General features: G+C 67.4%; 15 protein-coding genes and 1 pseudogene. 10 read left to right on the plus strand and 6 right to left on the minus strand.

Annotation, left to right across the window (positions count from 1 at the left end; all coding sequences use genetic code 11):
- Nucleotides 1-38 precede the first annotated feature (38 nt).
- From H0264_RS09220 to H0264_RS09245, 6 genes are all read left to right on the plus strand, one after another.
- The gene (locus H0264_RS09220; RefSeq protein WP_181583576.1) at nt 39-1,625 is read left to right on the plus strand and encodes a carboxyl transferase domain-containing protein; all 1,587 of its coding nucleotides are present in this window, start codon (nt 39-41) and stop codon (nt 1,623-1,625) included.
- Between the two features lie 5 nt (nt 1,626-1,630).
- Nucleotides 1,631-3,640, plus strand: a complete 2,010-nt coding sequence (locus H0264_RS09225; RefSeq protein WP_181583577.1) for an acetyl/propionyl/methylcrotonyl-CoA carboxylase subunit alpha — start codon at nt 1,631-1,633, stop codon at nt 3,638-3,640.
- A gap of 72 nt (nt 3,641-3,712) precedes the next feature.
- On the plus strand, nt 3,713-4,873 hold the full coding sequence (locus H0264_RS09230; RefSeq protein WP_181583578.1) for an acyl-CoA dehydrogenase family protein: 1,161 nt from the start codon (nt 3,713-3,715) through the stop codon (nt 4,871-4,873).
- Nucleotides 4,870-5,367: a MaoC family dehydratase gene (locus H0264_RS09235; protein ID WP_181583579.1), complete on the plus strand. Its 498-nt coding sequence runs from the start codon at nt 4,870-4,872 to the stop codon at nt 5,365-5,367. Before H0264_RS09230 ends, H0264_RS09235 begins: the two co-directional genes overlap by 4 nt.
- Nucleotides 5,364-6,197 carry an HpcH/HpaI aldolase/citrate lyase family protein gene (locus H0264_RS09240; RefSeq protein WP_181583580.1) on the plus strand — a complete coding sequence of 278 codons (834 nt, stop codon included), beginning with the start codon at nt 5,364-5,366 and terminating at the stop codon, nt 6,195-6,197. Before H0264_RS09235 ends, H0264_RS09240 begins: the two co-directional genes overlap by 4 nt.
- A gap of 13 nt (nt 6,198-6,210) precedes the next feature.
- Nucleotides 6,211-8,148 carry an acetoacetate--CoA ligase gene (locus tag H0264_RS09245; RefSeq protein ID WP_244976140.1) on the plus strand — a complete coding sequence of 646 codons (1,938 nt, stop codon included), beginning with the start codon at nt 6,211-6,213 and terminating at the stop codon, nt 8,146-8,148.
- A gap of 16 nt (nt 8,149-8,164) precedes the next feature.
- Here the strand turns inward: H0264_RS09245 and H0264_RS09250 are convergent, their stop codons facing one another.
- On the minus strand, nt 8,165-8,587 hold the full coding sequence (locus H0264_RS09250) for a DUF4254 domain-containing protein (protein WP_181583582.1): 423 nt from the start codon (nt 8,585-8,587) through the stop codon (nt 8,165-8,167).
- 128 nt (nt 8,588-8,715) lie between these two features.
- Entirely contained in the window at nt 8,716-9,855 is a 1,140-nt protein-coding gene (locus H0264_RS09255) for an epoxide hydrolase family protein (protein ID WP_181583583.1), read from the minus strand.
- Between the two features lie 91 nt (nt 9,856-9,946).
- Here H0264_RS09255 and H0264_RS09260 point away from each other — a divergent pair, with 91 nt between their 5' ends.
- Nucleotides 9,947-10,906 (plus strand): helix-turn-helix transcriptional regulator, encoded by a 960-nt coding sequence (locus H0264_RS09260; RefSeq protein WP_181583584.1) that lies wholly within the window; start codon nt 9,947-9,949, stop codon nt 10,904-10,906.
- A gap of 68 nt (nt 10,907-10,974) precedes the next feature.
- Here H0264_RS09260 and H0264_RS09265 read toward each other — a convergent pair whose 3' ends face one another.
- On the minus strand, nt 10,975-12,000 hold the full coding sequence (locus H0264_RS09265; RefSeq protein ID WP_181583585.1) for a TIGR03617 family F420-dependent LLM class oxidoreductase: 1,026 nt from the start codon (nt 11,998-12,000) through the stop codon (nt 10,975-10,977).
- A 196-nt stretch (nt 12,001-12,196) separates the two neighbouring features.
- Between H0264_RS09265 and H0264_RS38480 the strand changes: the two are divergent.
- Nucleotides 12,197-12,376: pseudogene (locus tag H0264_RS38480) on the plus strand (DUF559 domain-containing protein); the annotation flags it as partial.
- Nucleotides 12,377-12,409: 33 nt separating this feature from the next.
- On the opposite strand, the gene H0264_RS09275 reads toward H0264_RS38480, so the two are convergent.
- Nucleotides 12,410-13,144: an ABC transporter ATP-binding protein gene (locus H0264_RS09275; protein ID WP_181583586.1), complete on the minus strand. Its 735-nt coding sequence runs from the start codon at nt 13,142-13,144 to the stop codon at nt 12,410-12,412.
- 27 nt (nt 13,145-13,171) lie between these two features.
- Entirely contained in the window at nt 13,172-14,221 is a 1,050-nt protein-coding gene (locus H0264_RS09280; protein WP_181583587.1) for an ABC transporter permease, read from the minus strand.
- Nucleotides 14,222-14,313: 92 nt separating this feature from the next.
- Between H0264_RS09280 and H0264_RS09285 the strand changes: the two genes are divergently transcribed.
- The gene (locus H0264_RS09285; protein ID WP_231083373.1) at nt 14,314-15,507 is read left to right on the plus strand and encodes a sensor histidine kinase; all 1,194 of its coding nucleotides are present in this window, start codon (nt 14,314-14,316) and stop codon (nt 15,505-15,507) included.
- On the plus strand, nt 15,504-16,142 hold the full coding sequence (locus H0264_RS09290) for a LuxR C-terminal-related transcriptional regulator (protein ID WP_181583588.1): 639 nt from the start codon (nt 15,504-15,506) through the stop codon (nt 16,140-16,142). Before H0264_RS09285 ends, H0264_RS09290 begins: the two co-directional genes overlap by 4 nt.
- Here H0264_RS09290 and H0264_RS09295 read toward each other — a convergent pair whose 3' ends face one another.
- Nucleotides 16,143-16,604: a DUF3291 domain-containing protein gene (locus tag H0264_RS09295; RefSeq protein WP_181585396.1), complete on the minus strand. Its 462-nt coding sequence runs from the start codon at nt 16,602-16,604 to the stop codon at nt 16,143-16,145.
- Nucleotides 16,605-16,624 lie beyond the last annotated feature (20 nt).

Raw genomic sequence — 16,624 nt, forward strand, 5'->3', positions numbered from 1 at the left:
TTATTGGTGATTAACCGAGCGAGCAGGATGGCGAAGCGATGACGGTGACTGCGGGCACCCGCGCCGGTAATCGGGAGGCGCACCTAGCGCTGGTCGAGGAGCTACGGGAGCGGCTGGCGGCCAATGCGCTGGGCGGGCCGGAGAAGGCCCGGGACCGGCATGTGGCACGCGGCAAGCTGCTGCCCCGGCAGCGGGTGGATCAGCTGCTCGACGCCGGATCCCCGTTCCTGGAGCTGGCGCCGCTGGCCGCCACCGGCATGTACGGCGACGAATGCCCGGGTGCGGGTGTCATCGGCGGCATCGGGCGGGTGTCGGGCCGCGAATGCGTGATCCTCGCCAATGACGCGACGGTCAAGGGCGGCACCTACTACCCGATGACGGTGAAGAAGCACCTGCGCGCGCAGGAGGTGGCGCTGCAGAACAATCTGCCCTGCGTCTACCTGGTGGATTCGGGTGGCGCGCATCTGCCACATCAGGACGAGGTGTTCCCCGACCGCGAGCACTTCGGCCGCATCTTCTACAACCAGGCGAATATGAGCGCCAAGGGGATCGCGCAGATCTCCGCCGTCATGGGCTCCTGCACCGCCGGCGGCGCGTACGTGCCCGCCATGAGCGACGAGACCGTGATCGTCCGCAACCAGGGCACCATCTTCCTGGGCGGCCCGCCGCTGGTGAAGGCCGCCACCGGCGAGGTGGTCACCGCCGAGGAGCTGGGCGGCGGCGACTTGCATTCGCGCACTTCGGGTGTCACCGACCACCTGGCCGAGAGCGACCAGGACGCACTGCGCATCGTGCGCAATATCGTCGCCACCCTGGGCCCCCGGCCCGCCGCCCCGTGGGATGTCGCGCCGACCGTGGATCCCATAGCACCGCAGGACGAGTTGTACGACGTGGTGCCGGTGGACCTGCGCACCCCGTACGACGTCCGGGAGGTCATCGTCCGCATGGTGGACGGCGGCCAATTCCAGGAATTCAAGGCCGAATACGGCAAAACCCTCGTCACCGGTTTCGCACGCATCCACGGCCACCCGGTGGGCATCGTGGCCAATAATGGCGTGCTGTTCGCCGAATCCGCCATGAAGGGCGCGCATTTCATCGAATTGTGCGACAAGCGCAAAATCCCGCTGCTGTTCCTGCAGAACATCACCGGCTTCATGGTCGGCCGTGACTACGAGGCGGGCGGCATCGCCAAGCACGGCGCGAAAATGGTCACCGCTGTGGCCTGCGCCCGTGTCCCGAAGCTGACCGTGGTCATCGGTGGCTCCTACGGTGCGGGCAACTACAGCATGTGCGGCCGCGCGTATTCGCCTCGCTTCCTGTGGATGTGGCCGAATGCCCGCATCTCCGTGATGGGCGGCGAGCAGGCCGCCTCGGTGCTGGCCACCGTGCGCGGCGATCAGCTCGACGGCAATGGCAAGCCCTGGTCCGAGGCCGACCAGGAGGCGTTCAAGGCCCCCATCCGCGACCAGTACGAGGCGCAGGGCAACCCCTACTACTCGACGGCCCGCCTCTGGGACGACGGCGTGATCGACCCCGCCGACACCAGAACCGTTGTGGGACTTGCACTGTCGGCGTGTGCGCAAGCGCCCCTCGAACCCGTTTCCTACGGCGTCTTCCGGATGTGATGACCATGATGAACAAAGCACACCCCGTCGCCTTCGACACCGTTCTCGTCGCGAATCGCGGTGAGATCGCGGTGCGCGTCATCAAGACCTTGCGCGCCATGGGGATTCGATCGGTCGCGGTCTACAGCGATGCCGACGCGGATGCCCGTCATGTGCACGAGGCGGATGTCGCCGTGCGCCTCGGTCCGGCCCCGGCCCGCGAGTCCTACTTGGATATCCACAAGGTTGTGGATGCGGCTGTGCAGTCCGGGGCGCAGGCCGTGCACCCGGGCTACGGCTTCCTTTCGGAGAATCCGGCCTTCGCGGCGGCGCTGGAGGCGGCGGGCATCGTCTTCATGGGCCCGCCGTCGCAGGCCATCGAGGTCATGGGCGACAAGATCGCCGCCAAGAACGCGGTCGCCGCGTACGGGGTGCCGGTGGTGCCCGGAATCGCGCGCCCCGGCCTGACCGACGCCGAATTGATCGCGGCCGCAACCGATATCGGGTATCCGGTGCTGGTGAAGCCGTCCGCCGGTGGCGGCGGCAAGGGCATGCGGCGGGTGGACGATCCGGCGCTGCTGCCGGACGCGCTCGTCAGTGCCCGGCGTGAGGCGGCCTCCGCCTTCGGCGACGACACCCTGTTCCTGGAGCGCTTCGTCAGCCGTCCCCGGCACATCGAAGTACAGGTTGTCGCAGACGGTTTCGGTCATGTCCTGCACCTGGGTGAACGCGAATGCAGCCTGCAGCGCCGCCATCAGAAGGTGATCGAGGAAGCGCCCTCGCCGCTGCTGGATGCCAAGACCCGCGCGAAAATCGGTGCGGCGGCCTGCAATACGGCCCGCAGTGTCGACTATGTGGGCGCGGGCACGGTGGAGTTCATCGTCTCGGCCGACAAGCCGGACGAGTTCTTCTTCATGGAAATGAACACCCGCCTGCAGGTGGAGCACCCGGTGACCGAGATGGTGACCGGCGTGGACCTGGTGGAATGCCAGGTGCGCATTGCCGCCGGGCAGAAGCTGTCGGTGAATCAGGACGACATCCGCCTGACCGGTCACGCCGTCGAGGCGCGCGTGTACGCCGAGGATCCGGGCCGGGACTTCCTGCCCACCGGCGGCACGGTGCTGGCCCTCGCCGAGCCGGAAGGCACAGGCGTGCGGGTGGATTCGGGCCTGCGCGCCGGAACGGTCGTCGGCACCGACTACGATCCGATGCTGTCGAAGGTCATCGCCTACGCGCCGGATCGCGCCGGCGCCCTCGCCAAACTCGATGCGGCGCTGGCGGATACCCAGATTCTCGGCGTGCGGACCAACACCGACTTCCTGCGCTTCCTGCTCGCCGACGGCGATGTGCGCGCGGGCGCACTGGATACCGGACTGCTGGACCGCCGCGCCGTCGACTTCGCGCCGGCCCCGGTGACCGATGCGCAGTTCATCGCCGCAGCTGCCGCGCTCTGGCTGCGGCAGTGGCCGACCAGCGCCGGCGACCCGTGGAATATCCCGTCCGGCTGGCGAATCGGCGCACACGCGCCGACCGGGTTCCGGCTGACCGGCGGTGACCGCACCTCCCACGTGTACTTCACCGGCACCCCCGCCCAGGCCGAGGTCCGGCTGGAGGACGGTGAAAAGCACACCGCCGCAGCGCGGCTCGACGGCGAATGGCTGACGCTGACCGTCGACGGCCTGCGCACCCGCCACCGCGTCGCCACCCAGCCCGGCCAGGTGTGGGTCGCCGACTTCTCCGGGGTCGCCGTCCTGCGCGAGGTCGCCGAGGCCGACGTCCGGGGCGGTGGCGAACACGAGGGTGACGCCGAAATCCTCAGCCCCATGCCGGGTTCCGTCATCGCCACCCCCGCCGCCACCGGCGATGTGGTGGCCGCGGGCACCCCCATCGTGGTGGTCGAGGCCATGAAGATGGAGCACACCCTCACCGCCCCCGTCGCGGGCCGCGTCGAGGTGCTGGTGCAACCCGGCGCGCAGGTGAAACTCGAACAGCCCCTCGCCCGCATCATCGCCGAGCCAACCACAGACGCGAACTAGCCCCCGTCATCCCGGCCAAAAGCATGCCGGGATGACGAGAACATTCAGCCAACGAGACCTAGGGACCTGGATATGACCGACTTCCTGTCCACCGGACAGCTCCCCGACGAATACCGCGAACTCGCCCTCACCGTGCGGGATTTCGCCAACCAGGTGGTGGCCCCGGTCGCCGCCGAGCACGATGCCGAGCACTCCTTCCCGTACGAGGTGGTGTCCGGCATGGCCGACATGGGCCTGTTCGGCCTGCCGTTCCCCGAGGAGTTCGGCGGCATGGGCGGCGACTACTTCGCCCTCTGCCTGGCCCTCGAGGAACTCGGCAAGGTCGATCAGTCCGTGGCCATCACCCTGGAGGCCGGCGTCTCCCTGGGCGCCATGCCCGTCTACCGCTTCGGCAACGACAAGCAGAAGCAGGAGTGGCTGCCGCAGCTCACCAGCGGCCGCGCCCTGGCCGCCTTCGGCCTCACCGAACCCGGCGCGGGCAGCGACGCGGGCGGCACCCGCACCACCGCCGTGCTGGACGGCGACAGCTGGGTCATCAACGGCTCCAAGCAGTTCATCACCAACTCGGGCACCGACATCACCCGCCTGGTCACCGTCACCGCCGTCACCGGCACCACCGACGGCAAGAAGCAGATCTCGACCATCCTGGTGCCCACCGATACTCCCGGCTTCGTCGCCGAACCGGCCTACAACAAGGTCGGCTGGAATGCCTCGGACACGCATCCGCTGAGCTTCACCGATGTGCGCGTGCCCGCCGAGAACCTGCTCGGTGAGCAGGGCCGCGGTTACGCGAACTTCCTGCGCATTCTGGACGAGGGCCGCATCGCCATCGCCGCGCTGTCGGTCGGCGCGGCGCAGGGCTGCGTGGACGAGAGCGTCCGCTACGCCAAGGAGCGCGAGGCTTTCGGTCGTCCCATCGGCACCAATCAGGCCATTGCGTTCAAGATCGCCCGCATGGAGGCGCGCGCCCACGCCGCCCGCACCGCCTACTACGACGCGGCCGCGCTCATGCTGTCCGGCAAGCCGTTCAAGAAGCAGGCCGCCATCGCGAAACTCGTGGCCAGCGAGGCCGCCATGGACAATGCCCGCGACGCCACCCAGATTTTCGGCGGCTACGGCTTCATGAACGAATATGCTGTGGCGCGGCACTATCGCGACAGCAAGATCCTGGAAATCGGTGAGGGCACCACGGAGGTGCAGTTGATGCTGATCGGTCGGGAGCTCGGCCTGTGACCCGCCGAGTCGTCCAGCGCGGCCTGTGGTTCGAGGAATTCGAGACCGGTGTGGTGTACGAGCACCGGCCCGGCCGCACCATTACCGAGGCCGACAATGTGCTGTTCACGACGCTCACCATGAATACGCAGGCGTTGCACCTGGACGCGGCGTTCGCGGATGCGCTGCCGCCGTTCAATCAGCGGCTCGTGAATTCCATGTTCACGCTGTCGACCCTGGTGGGGTTGTCGGTGGCGCAATTGACGCAGGGCACCATCGTCGCCAATCTCGGTTTCTCCGATATCGCCTTCCCCAAGCCGCTTTTCCACGGGGACACGCTGTACGCGGAAACCGAGATCACCGACCTCCGGGAATCCAAGAGCAGACCAGGAGAGGGCATCGTGACCTTCGCCCATACCGGCCGCAATCAACACGGGGATGTGGTGGCGACGGCCACCCGTAAAACCCTGGTCAGGCGGAATCCATTGCCCGGCTCGCCGGGGGAACCGGCATGAATTGGGAAATGCCCGGCCCCGCATGGCTTTTCTGCCCGGCGGATCGGCCCGAACGCTACGGCAAGGCCCTGGCCGCGGCCGATGTGGTGATCATCGACCTCGAGGACGGCGTCGCGGAAAGCGATAAGGCCGCCGCCCGGGAGGCCCTGGTCGCCCATCCGCAGGATCCCGAACGCACGGTGATCCGGGTGAACGCCGCGGGCACCCTGGACCACATGCTCGATCTGGACGCCCTGGTGCGCACCGAATACCGCCGCATCATGCTGCCGAAATGCGAATCGGCGGAACAGATCACGCGGCTCGGGGATTACGAGGTCATTCCGCTGATCGAATCCCCGCTCGGGGCCATGGCGGTCGGCCGGGCGGTCATGGCGCGCAATGCGATCGGCGTCATGTGGGGTGCGGAGGACCTGGTGGCGGCGCTGGGCGGCAATTCCAGCCGGCACGCCGACGGCAGCTACCGGGACGTGGCCCGCCATGTGCGTTCCCAATCCCTGCTGGCCGCAAAGGCTTACGGCAAGTTCGCACTCGATTCGGTGTACCTCGACATTCCCGATCTCGACGGTCTGGCCGAGGAGTCCCTGGACGCCGTGGCCGTCGGATTCGACGCCAAGGTGGCCATCCACCCGAGTCAGGTGCCGGTCATCCGCCGCGCCTACGCGCCGGTGGCCGCGGAGGTCGACTGGGCGCGGCGACTGCTGGCCGAGGTGCCGAATCACCGAGGGGTCTTCACCTTCGAGGGCAGGATGGTGGACATGCCGGTCATCCGGCATGCCGAGCGGATCGTGCAGCGCGCCCAGGGCGCGGACAGCGCGGGATTCGCGTCGTAGGAGGTATGGCGTAGTGCAACCGCAGTGGGTGCCGACGGAAGCCGATGTCGCGGCGGCCCGGGTCACCGATTTCGCGAAGTTCGTGGAGCGGCGGACGGGCGTCGCCGCACCGGATTACCAGGCGTTGTGGCAGTGGTCGGTGGACGACCTGCCCGGCTTCTGGGGTGCCGTCTGGGATTACTTCGAACTCGGCGAGCGCGGCCCGGAAGTGCTGACGGCGGCGGAAATGCCGGGCGCGCAGTGGTTTCCGGGAACCCGGCTCAACTATGCCGATCAGGTGTTCCGGCAGGCACGGACCGACCGGCCCGCGATCCGCGTCGCGTACGAGGACGGAACGATCGATGAGATCTCTTGGGCCGCACTGCGTGCCGCGACCCTCGCGATCGCGCGCGCACTGCGCGAACAGGGCGTCGGCCCCGGTGACCGGGTAGCCGGATATCTGCCCAATATCCCCGAAGCCATCATCGCCTTCCTCGCCACCGCGAGCCTCGGCGCGATCTGGAGTGCCTGCGGCCAGGACTATTCCGCGCAGGCGGCGCTGGACCGGCTCGGGCAGCTCGAACCCAAGGTTCTGGTCACCGCCGACGGGTATCACTTCGGCGGGAAGACGCACGACAAGACCGCCGAGATCGCGGCGCTTCAGGCCGGATTGCCGTCGCTGCGTGCCACCCTGGCGGTGCACCGGCTCGGCAAGCCGGTGCCCGGCAGCATTGCCTGGAACGAGCTGCTGCCGCTGGCCGATGCCGAATTCCGCACCGAGCAGGTCGAGTTCGATCATCCGCTGTGGGTGCTGTACTCCTCCGGCACCACCGGCAAGCCCAAGGGCATCGTGCACGGCCACGGCGGCGTCGTCCTCGAGCATTTGAAAGCCGTTGCGCTCCAGTCGGATATCGGCCGTGACGACACCTTCTTCTGGTACACCAGCCCCAGCTGGATGATGTGGAACTTCCAGATCGCCGGACTGCTGGTGGGCGCCACCATCGTCACCTACGAGGGCAGCCCCGCGTACCCGCGCCCGGACACGCTGTGGGACATCGCATCCCGCACCCGCACCACCGTGCTGGGCACCAGTCCGGGCTATGTGCTGGCCTGCGCCAAGGCCGGTGCGGTGCCGCGCACCGAACACGATCTGTCGGCCCTGCGCATGGTCGGCATCACTGGTTCGTCGCTGCCGCCGTCGTCGTCACTGTGGTTGCGCGACAATGTCGGTGAGCAGGTGCCGGTGGCCTCCATCAGCGGCGGCACCGATGTCGTGTCGGCCTTCATCGGCGGCGTGCGCACCGTGCCGGTGTGGCCGGGCGAGCTGTCCGCACCCTATCTCGGTGTGGCCCTGGACGCCTGGGACGAGAACGGGAAACCCGTTCGCGGCGAGGTCGGTGAGCTCGTCATCACCAAGCCCATGCCGTCCATGCCGGTGAGCTTCTGGAACGATCCCGACGGATCTCGTTATCACGACGCCTATTTCGAGATGTACCCCGGCGTCTGGAGGCACGGCGACTGGATCACGCTCACCGAGCACGGCAGCATCGTGGTGCACGGCCGCTCCGATTCCACCCTGAACCGCAACGGTATTCGTATGGGCAGCGCCGATATCTATCAGGCGGTCGAGCGCATTCCGGAGATCGCCGAGGCTCTGGTCATCGGGGCCGAACAGCCCGACGGCGGTTACTGGATGCCCCTGTTCGTCACTCTCGCCCCCGGTGCCGAACTCACCGACGAGCTGAAATCGCGCATCACCGCGACCATCCGCACCGAGGTGTCCCCGCGCCATGTTCCGGACGACATCATCGCCGCCCCGGGCATTCCGCACACCCGCACCGGCAAGAAGCTGGAAGTGCCGATCAAGAAGCTGTTCCAGGGCGCCGACCCGGCCCGCGTGGTGGCGCGGACCGCCGTCGACGTTCCGGAACTCCTCGACTGGTACGGCTCCCTGCGCCCGCCGCGCCCGTAACCACCCGGCGAACGCGTCAGTGACCGCCGGGCAGCCGGCGCCGCCCGGTGGTCACCTCCGACGCCAAATCCTCGTAGCCGACCGCCAATTCGGCCAGATGCTGCCACGCCTGCGCCAGATCCTGACCCGAGGTCCGGGCCAGGGCCGCGAAGGCGTGCGCGGTCAGCAGTGCCAGCCGGTCGATCACCGCGCCCAGGGTTTCGGTGTGCACCCGCGCCGCGCCGTGACTGGGCGGCAGCTGCGAGGTCACCCAGATATCGATGGAATGCACCAGATCCGTTCGGATGTCCTCCAATTCGGAAAGCTGCTCCGGCCCCGCGCCCATCCGCCGCTCGTGTAGTTCAGCCAGATCATGAGCGGCCCGGAGTAGCGGATGAGCGAAGGCGCTTCCCCGGCATGCCTGCAACAGCTGATTCTTGGTTGGAAGAGTCTCCCTCATAGCGAGTGCTCCTGCTACCGCGCCGATCGAATTACGAGAACGGTAGTGAGAGGAGATGACCGGAACGTGTCTACCGGTTCAACAACCCGGTGCCATTCTGCGCTCGAGAGATTTTCGGCGCTGTGAGGTCAGCGCAGCTTGCCGAAGAAAGTCCGGATATCGGCCGCATGGGCATCCGGAAGATCCATGGCCACGAAGTGGTTGCCGGTATTGCCCTCCGGCCAATGGACGATGACATTGTCGCGTTCGGCGAGCCGCAGCATGAGCGCCGAACCGCCGCCGTAGGTGCCCACCGGAACGAGTTTCTGACCCTTGGGCCACGCGAATCCATTGTCGCCCAAGCCGTTGTACATCGGCCACGACGAGCTCGCCACGGTATTCGTGAACCAGTACAGCGCCACATTGGTGAGCAGCTGATCGCGGTCCACCGCATCCTCGAGCCGCTCCGCCAGCGGCGAGAACTCCTTGAATTTGTGTACCAGCCAGGCCAGCAGTCCGGTGGGGGAGTCGGTCCACCCCGCGGCGAAGGTCTGCGGGGCCGCGTGCAGCAGCACGTGGTGGTTCACCCCGGACTGCCACTGCTGCATCATTTCCCATTCGGCCAGCTCCTCGGCGTTCATGGACGGCACATCGGCGGCGCTGGGCATGCCGATGCCGCCGTCGATGTGCACTCCGATGATCCGATCCGGCGCCGCGATCGCCATCTCCTGCACCACATAAGCACCCAGATCGCCGCCCTGGACGCCGTACCGCTGGTAGCCGAGCCGATCCATCAACTCCACCCACATGCGGGCGACGATCCCCGGATTCATCCCGAGTTCGCGCGGCGGGGCGGAGAAGGCGAATCCTGGCACCGAGGGAACCACCACATGGAATGCGACGTCGGTGTCCAGTCCATGCGCTCGCGGATTCGCGAGTAGACCGATGGTTTTCGTGAATTCCACGAACGTGTTCGGCCAGCCGTGAGTGAGGATGAGCGGCACCGCATTCGGCTCCGGCGACCGCACATGCAGGAAGTGCACATCCAGTCCGTCGATCTCGGTGCGGAACTGCGGGAATTCGTTCAATGCGGCTTCCTGGGCGCGCCAATCGAATTCGGTCCGCCAGTACTCGGTCAACTCGCGCAGATACTCGGTCGGCACCCCGCGCTCCCAGTCCTGCCCCGGCAGCTGCGGCGCGAAACGCGCCCGCGCCAGCCGCTCGTTCAGATCGTCGAGATCGCGCTGCGGGATGTCGATACGGAAGGGGCGGATCGCGGTGAAACTCATCGGTGCTCCTCATGCTCGGTGCTGCTGACACCGGCTACGCTACGAACCAACTAGGACTGTTCCGGTCCTAATTCCGCGAGAGGTTGGAGCCATGACCGACACCCCCGCCCGGCTGCTCCGCCTGCTCTCCCTCCTGCAAACCCCGCGCGAATGGCCCGGCAGCGAACTGGCCGACCGCCTCGGCGTCTCCGATCGCACCGTTCGCCGCGATATCGACCGCCTCCGCGAACTCGGCTACCCCGTCGAGGCGACCCTCGGCGTGACCGGCGGATACCGCCTCGTCGCCGGGGCCGCCATGCCGCCCCTGCTGGTCGACGACGAGGAAGCCGTCGCCATCGCCGTCGGCCTGCGCGCCGCGGCGGGTTCAGCGGTCGCGGGCATCGAGGAGGCGTCCGTCCGCGCCCTCGCCAAACTCGAACAGGTCCTGCCCGCCAAACTCCGCCGCCGTGTTCAGGTGCTCGGCACCGCCACCGTCATGCCCACCCTGGGCGCCGCCACCGTCGACCCCGAGGTCCTGACGGCCTTGGCCGCCTGCATAACCAATAGGGAACGCGTCCGTTTCGCCTACCGCTCCGCCGCCGGCGCGGAAACCCGCCGCAATGTCGAACCGGTCGGCCTCGTCCCCTCGCACCGGCGCTGGTATCTCGTCGGCTTCGACCTCGACCGCAACGACTGGCGCAGCTTCCGCGCCGACCGCATCGAGCGCCCGCAACCCACGGGTGCCCGCTTCCCCACTCGTGAACTTCCCGCGAGCGATGCCGCCGCCTACGTCCTCGGCGACCGGACCGACTGGGGCACACCGACATTGCGCTACGACGTCACGATCAGCGCCCCCGCCTGGCGGGTGACGGGCCGGCTGGGCGACGCACCCGGCGATATCGTCGCGCTCGATGACACCTCCTGCCGCCTGGACTCGCATCGTGACGATTCCCCGGACTGGCTGGCGCACAGACTGATCGCGCTGGGGGTCGACTTCGAAGTACGCGAACCCCCGGAACTGATCCGGGAATTGGAGACTCTGAACGTGCGGATCGGCCGCGCCATTCGCTGAGCGCCTGGTCGAAAGTCCTCCTCGTGGGACTCACGCCGGGATGATCGGTGCGGCTTCTGTCGATGCGCTCAGCCGATGGCGCGAACCCGTTCCAGCATGACCGCGAATTCGTCGTCCTCGCCTGGATCTCGCGGCAGCGGCAGCGAAATGCCATGGCAGCGACCGCCGAACCACTCCGCCAGCACATCGGGCAGTTCGGCGTAGGAGGCCACCGGCACCAGCCGGTCCACTACGTCGTCGGTCAACAGCGCCGCCATCCGCTCCCACTGCTTCACCCGCGCGAATTCACTGAGCGCAGTGGCGATCTCGCCAAGCTCGAGTCGATCGAGCGTCCCTCGATAGGCCGGCGTCGAGTACAGAAACGCCAGCTCCTTCCGCACCCCCTCCCGAGCGTCGGCCACCGCCACCGCATCCCGCCCGGTAATCACCTTCGGCACCACAACCACCCGAGGCCCGTCATCCTCGCGGCCATACGCCACCGCCCCGGCTTTCAACGCCGGCCGCAACTGTTCCTCCAGCGTGCGCGGATGCGAAGCCGTCGGATGCACAACGAACCCATCGGCCACTCCACCCGCCAGAGCCACCATCCGCTCGTTCACCCCGCCGGTCCAAATCTCCGGCGCGGAAACCTCCAACGGCCCCGGATTGAAATACGGCTGCAGCCTGGTGAACTCATAGTGCGACCCCCGATACTCCAACCCGCCCCCGGACTGGAAAGCATCGAAAATCGCCCGCAAGGCCGCCACATAATCCCCGAGTTGTGCGACCGGATCACTCCACGCCGTCGAGTACCGGCCCACAATGTTCCCCCGCACCTGCGAAGCGATCCCGAGCTGAAACCGCCCCCGCGAGAATTCCGCGAGATCCCAAGCAGCACAGGCCGTAACCATCGGACTCCGCGGAAACGCCACCACCATGCTGGTCCGAACCGTCAACCGCATGCTGTGTTCCACCGCCAGCGCACACACCGCGAACGGATCACGCACAGTCTCCGAAACGTGCACGGTATCGAACCCCACCCGCTCGATCCGCCGAACCCGCTCGGCCACCCGCGACAACGGCGTATCAGCCGCGAGCGAAGTAACTACCTCCATTCCCGCACCCTAACGGGGGATCCGTGTCGGTGGCCGATCGGATCGTGTGCGCTGGTTGAGCCCGTTCATCGACGGCGGAGCCGAATCTCCGCAGGAGTCGCGAACCCGGCTACTGCTGATGGACGACGGATTGCCCAGACCGACAACGCAGCTGGTGGTTCGTGATCATCGTGGAACGTTCATCGCCCGACTGGACATGGGCTGGAGAGATCGGCAGGTAGCAGTCGAGTACGACGGCATCCAGCACTGGACCGACCCAGCCCAGCGCACCCTGGACATCGACCGCATCGCCACCCTCGAATCCCAGGGCTGGCGCATCATTCGCGTCAACAGCACACTCCTGCACAAACATCCCCACGTAGTCCTCGACCGAGTCCGCGCCGCCCTCCGCGCTCGAGGGGAGTTCCTTTCATGCTGCGGTGTGCGCGGAGTGGGGGGATTGCTGGGTCAGGGTGCCGTCGAGCATGTGGTGGACGGAGTCCATTTGGTTCAGGTGGGAGAGGTCGTGGGTGACCAGGAGAGTGGCGGCCTGGTGGTCGCGGACCATGCCGACGATGAGGTCGATGATGGCGGCGCCGCGTTCCCGGTCGAGGGCGCTGGTGGGCTCGTCTATGACCAGGAGGGAGGGGTCGTTCATGAGGGCGCGAGCGATGTTCACACGCTGGCGCTGGCCGCCGGAGAGTTGGGCGGGGCGCTTGTTCTCGTGGCCGGAGAGACCGACGGCGGCGAGGAGATCCATTGCGCGGGAGCGTACTTCGCGGCGGCGGGCGGAGCTGACGAACAAGGTTTGGCCCAGGTGAGCCATGGCCTCCAGCTGTTCGACGGCGGTCAGGGCGGGGATGAGGTTGGACTGCTGGAAGACGATGCCGATGGAGCTGCGGCGCAGGGCGGCCGCCGATCGACGGTTCAAGGTCGCCAGATCGATGGTGCCGCTGACGGTTTCGAGTTCGATGCGGCCGGAGTCGGGGCGGAGCAGGGTGGAGACCGCCGCCAGCAGGGTGGACTTGCCCGACCCGGAAGGGCCGGTGATGGCGGCGATTTCGCCGCCTTCCACGCGCAGGTTCACGTGGTCGAGGGCGGTGATGCGGTCGGCGCCGTCCGGGAAGGTGAGGGTGAGGTCGGAGACCGTGAGGGTGTTGGTCATCGCAAAGCTCCTGGGCGAAAGGGATTGTCAGCGGGCCTGGTTGAGGGCGGTGAGCGGGTCGGTGGTGGCGAGGAAGCGCAGGGCGAACGCCGCACCGAGCAGACCGAGCAGGATCAGGGCCGCGGCGGGGAACAGAGTCGTGCTCACGCTGAGGATGAAGGGCACGGCGTCGCCCATGAACATGCCCGCGACTGCCGTGATGCCCACGCCCAGGCCGACGCCGGTCAGGAGCACCACGAGCGCCTGGCTCAGGGAATCGCGTACCAGCGAACCCGTGGTCGCCCCAAGGGCTTTCAGCACCGCGATGTCAGGTTGGCGCTGCACCGTCCACACGGTGAAGAACGCGCCGATCACCAGGGCCGAGATGGCGAAGAGCATGACGGTCATGAGAGTCAGCGAACCGTTCTCGGCCTGATAGGAACTCATGGCCGACAGCGAGCCCTCGGTGCTGGTCGACGTGGTGTGTGCGGCGGCGTTCACGGCGGACAGGTCGCCGACGCCGGACACTGCGAGAATCGTGGCCGCGCCCGAACGCGGGTTGAGGGCTTGCCAATCCGGCAGTGTCATCCACACCACGGGTGTGTGCGCGTACCAGTCGTCGCCGGTGATGCCCTGCACGGTGAAGTTGCCGGAGCCGAGCTGCACGGTGTCGCCGGTCGCGGCATTCAGGTCCTTGGCGGCGGCGCTGCTGAGGATCACGCTCCCCGCAGCGGTAACTGTTCGATTGCCGAACGGGGTTCCGTCGACTCCGAACAGTGCCACCTGGGTGGGCGACGCGCCGCCGACGGTGGCCCGCGCGCGGCTGATGCCGATCGGATCGACGGTGCCGCCGGCGCGCTGCCACACCTGGATCTGATCCTCGCCCAGCGTGGACGAGTCGAAGGATGGGCTGGACCCGGTGTCGGAGAAGACCACCGTCGAGGTGCGCAGCGATTCGATGGCGGAGATGTTCTGGTGCGCGAGCCCGGCGGTCAACCCGCTCAGGAAGCTGACCAGCAGGGCGACCAGCATGACCACCGAGGTGATGAGGAGGAAACGGCCGCGGGCGGCCCGCAGATCCCGGAGTGCGACGAACATGACTCCACCCTGTCGCCGGCGCGCCCGGAAACCATCGTCGAGCGGGACGAATCCCACCCCAGCCAAGGGTGGGTCGGCGTTTCCTACTTTCGATGGATGCCGCTCGAGTTGCCGGGCATAAGCTGGTCGGCGTGCATCGCTCGCCTTTGATTCCCGTGTTCGCCGCCATGCAGGTCGGGCTGCACGTGCTGGTGGTGATCCTGACGGGGATCGTGACGGTGCAGGCGGTCATGGCCGACAGCCATCCGTATCTGGTCATCGTGCTGGCCGGGATCTTCCTCGGCGTCTATTTCATCGGTGGCCGCTTCCGCCGCAATCTGAGTGCCGCGCGCATCTGGCTGCTGGTCCTGACCGTCCTCTGGCTGGGCCTGGTCGCCTTCGCGCCGCTCGCCGTCTATCTCGTCTTCGGGCTGTTCTTCCTCTATCTCCATCTGCTGCCGCGGGCTTGGGGATTGCTGGCCGTGGTCGCCGCGACCACGGTGGCAGTGGTCGGCTTCGCGCTGCATCGCGGCTGGACCCTCGGCGGCGTCATCGGCCCGCTGCTGGGTGCGATGGTCGCGGTCGCCATCGGCCTCGGCTACGAGGCGCTGTTCCGGGAGGCCGCCGACCGCCAGCGCCTCATCGACGAATTGCTCGCCACCAGAAACACTCTCGCCGAACAGGAACGTACCGCGGGCAAGCTGGCCGAGCGGGAACGCCTGGCCCAGGAGATCCACGACACGGTCGCCCAGGGCCTGAGCAGTATTCAAATGCTGCTGCACGCGGCCGAACGCGCCGCCCCGGATCATCCTGCGCTGGAAAAGATTCGGCTCGCCCGTGAGACCGCCGCCGACAATCTCGCCGAAACCCGCCAGCTCATAGCCGAACTCACGCCCGCCGCCCTGGAAGGTCAATCGCTGATCGAGGCGCTGACCCGCATCGCCCAGCGGGCCGCGGTCCCGGGTCTGGACGCACAGGTCCTCGTCGAAGGTGACCCGCAGCGCCTGCCCATGCCCATCGAAGCCGCCCTGGTGCGCATCGCCCAGGGCGCGGTCTCGAATGTGGTCCGGCACGCGCACGCCGACCGCATGCGAATCACGGTGACCTACGCCGACGATGCCGTTCATCTCGATGTGGTCGACGATGGCGTGGGCATCGACCCCGCCGTCCTCGACCGAGCCCCGTCCGGCAGCTTCGGCCTCCTCGCCATGCGCAGTCGGGTAGAGCAGCAGGGCGGCACCATGAATGTCGAATCCGACCCCGGCCACACCGCGGTCACCGTCTCATTCCCCCTGGAGGATCAATGATCCGCATCCTGCTCGCCGACGATCACGCCATCGTCCGCGCCGGATTGCACGCCCTCTTGGATTCCGGTGTGGCCGACAGTGATTCCGCCGACGAGGTGGAGGTGATCGGCGAGGTCGCCACCGCCGAGGAAGCCGTATCCTTCTGTGCCACAACGCCTGTCGATCTGGTCCTCATGGACCTCCGCTTCGGCCCCGGCAAGTCCGGTGCGGAGGCGACGGCAGCCCTGCGCGAACTGCCTGCCCCGCCGAATGTGTTGGTGGTGACCAACTACGACACCGACGCCGACATCCTCGGCGCCATCGAAGCGGGCGCCTGCGGCTACATCCTGAAAGACACCCCGCCCGCCGAGCTCATGGCCGCCGTCCGTTCGGCAGCAGCCGGCGAGAGCGTCCTCTCCCCGTCGGTCGCCTCCAAGCTCATGACCCGGGTCCGCAAACCCGATACGACCTTGAGCCCCAGGGAAATCGAAGTCCTCCGCCTGGTCGCCGACGGCCTCTCCAATCGAGACATAGGCCGCCGGCTCTTCCTCAGCGAGACCACCGTCAAATCCCACCTGGTTCACATCTATTCGAAACTCGGCGTCAAATCCCGCACCTCGGCGGTAGCCCGCGCCCGCGAACAGGGTGCGATCTGATCAAACCCGAAGCGCTTCGGCGGGGGTGTAGTTCTCGCGGAGGGTGAAGGCCAGGGGGGAAGGGCCTTGGGCGCGAAGGGTTTTCAGGCGGTCGAGGGCTTCTTCGAGGGTGGGGTGGTGGCCTTCGGGGATCCACCAGAGGACGGTCATGGGTTCGGTTGGGCGGGTGAACCATTCGCTGCGGCGGCGCAGGAAGTCGAGGTGGTGGGAGCGGTAGATGTAGTCCCACAGGGCTTCTCGGGATTGCCAGACGGAGAGGTTGATGATCACGTTGTCGCCGAGGGGGCGGAGGGAGGTGGCGTCGGAGCCGGAGTCGTCGACCAGGCGCCAGATGAAGCCGGGGGATTGTTCGGCGAGAGTGTTGATGGGGTCGAGGTTTTCGGTGAAGTCGGCCATGCGCGGGTCGTCGAGGGGGTAGCGCAGGGTGGCGTTGTTCATTTCGGCGAGGTGATAGCCGTTCATGGCTGTCACTTCACCATGCG

The organism is Nocardia huaxiensis, from assembly GCF_013744875.1.
Taxonomy (GTDB): Bacteria; Actinomycetota; Actinomycetes; order Mycobacteriales; family Mycobacteriaceae; genus Nocardia; species Nocardia huaxiensis.

Bases quoted from the DNA above. Each gene is read 5' to 3' on its own strand.
- H0264_RS09220 (WP_181583576.1), top strand. From the start codon at position 39: ATGACGGTGACTGCGGGCACCCGCGCCGGTAATCGGGAGGCGCACCTA.
- H0264_RS09225 (WP_181583577.1), top strand. From the start codon at position 1,631: ATGATGAACAAAGCACACCCCGTCGCCTTCGACACCGTTCTCGTCGCG.
- H0264_RS09230 (WP_181583578.1), top strand. From the start codon at position 3,713: ATGACCGACTTCCTGTCCACCGGACAGCTCCCCGACGAATACCGCGAA.
- H0264_RS09240 (WP_181583580.1), top strand. From the start codon at position 5,364: ATGAATTGGGAAATGCCCGGCCCCGCATGGCTTTTCTGCCCGGCGGAT.
- H0264_RS09250 (WP_181583582.1), bottom strand. From the start codon at position 8,587: ATGAGGGAGACTCTTCCAACCAAGAATCAGCTGTTGCAGGCATGCCGG.
- H0264_RS09255 (WP_181583583.1), bottom strand. From the start codon at position 9,855: ATGAGTTTCACCGCGATCCGCCCCTTCCGTATCGACATCCCGCAGCGC.
- H0264_RS09260 (WP_181583584.1), top strand. From the start codon at position 9,947: ATGACCGACACCCCCGCCCGGCTGCTCCGCCTGCTCTCCCTCCTGCAA.
- H0264_RS09265 (WP_181583585.1), bottom strand. From the start codon at position 12,000: ATGGAGGTAGTTACTTCGCTCGCGGCTGATACGCCGTTGTCGCGGGTG.
- H0264_RS09275 (WP_181583586.1), bottom strand. From the start codon at position 13,144: ATGACCAACACCCTCACGGTCTCCGACCTCACCCTCACCTTCCCGGAC.
- H0264_RS09280 (WP_181583587.1), bottom strand. From the start codon at position 14,221: ATGTTCGTCGCACTCCGGGATCTGCGGGCCGCCCGCGGCCGTTTCCTC.
- H0264_RS09285 (WP_231083373.1), top strand. From the start codon at position 14,314: ATGGATGCCGCTCGAGTTGCCGGGCATAAGCTGGTCGGCGTGCATCGC.
- H0264_RS09290 (WP_181583588.1), top strand. From the start codon at position 15,504: ATGATCCGCATCCTGCTCGCCGACGATCACGCCATCGTCCGCGCCGGA.
- H0264_RS09295 (WP_181585396.1), bottom strand. From the start codon at position 16,604: ATGAACGGCTATCACCTCGCCGAAATGAACAACGCCACCCTGCGCTAC.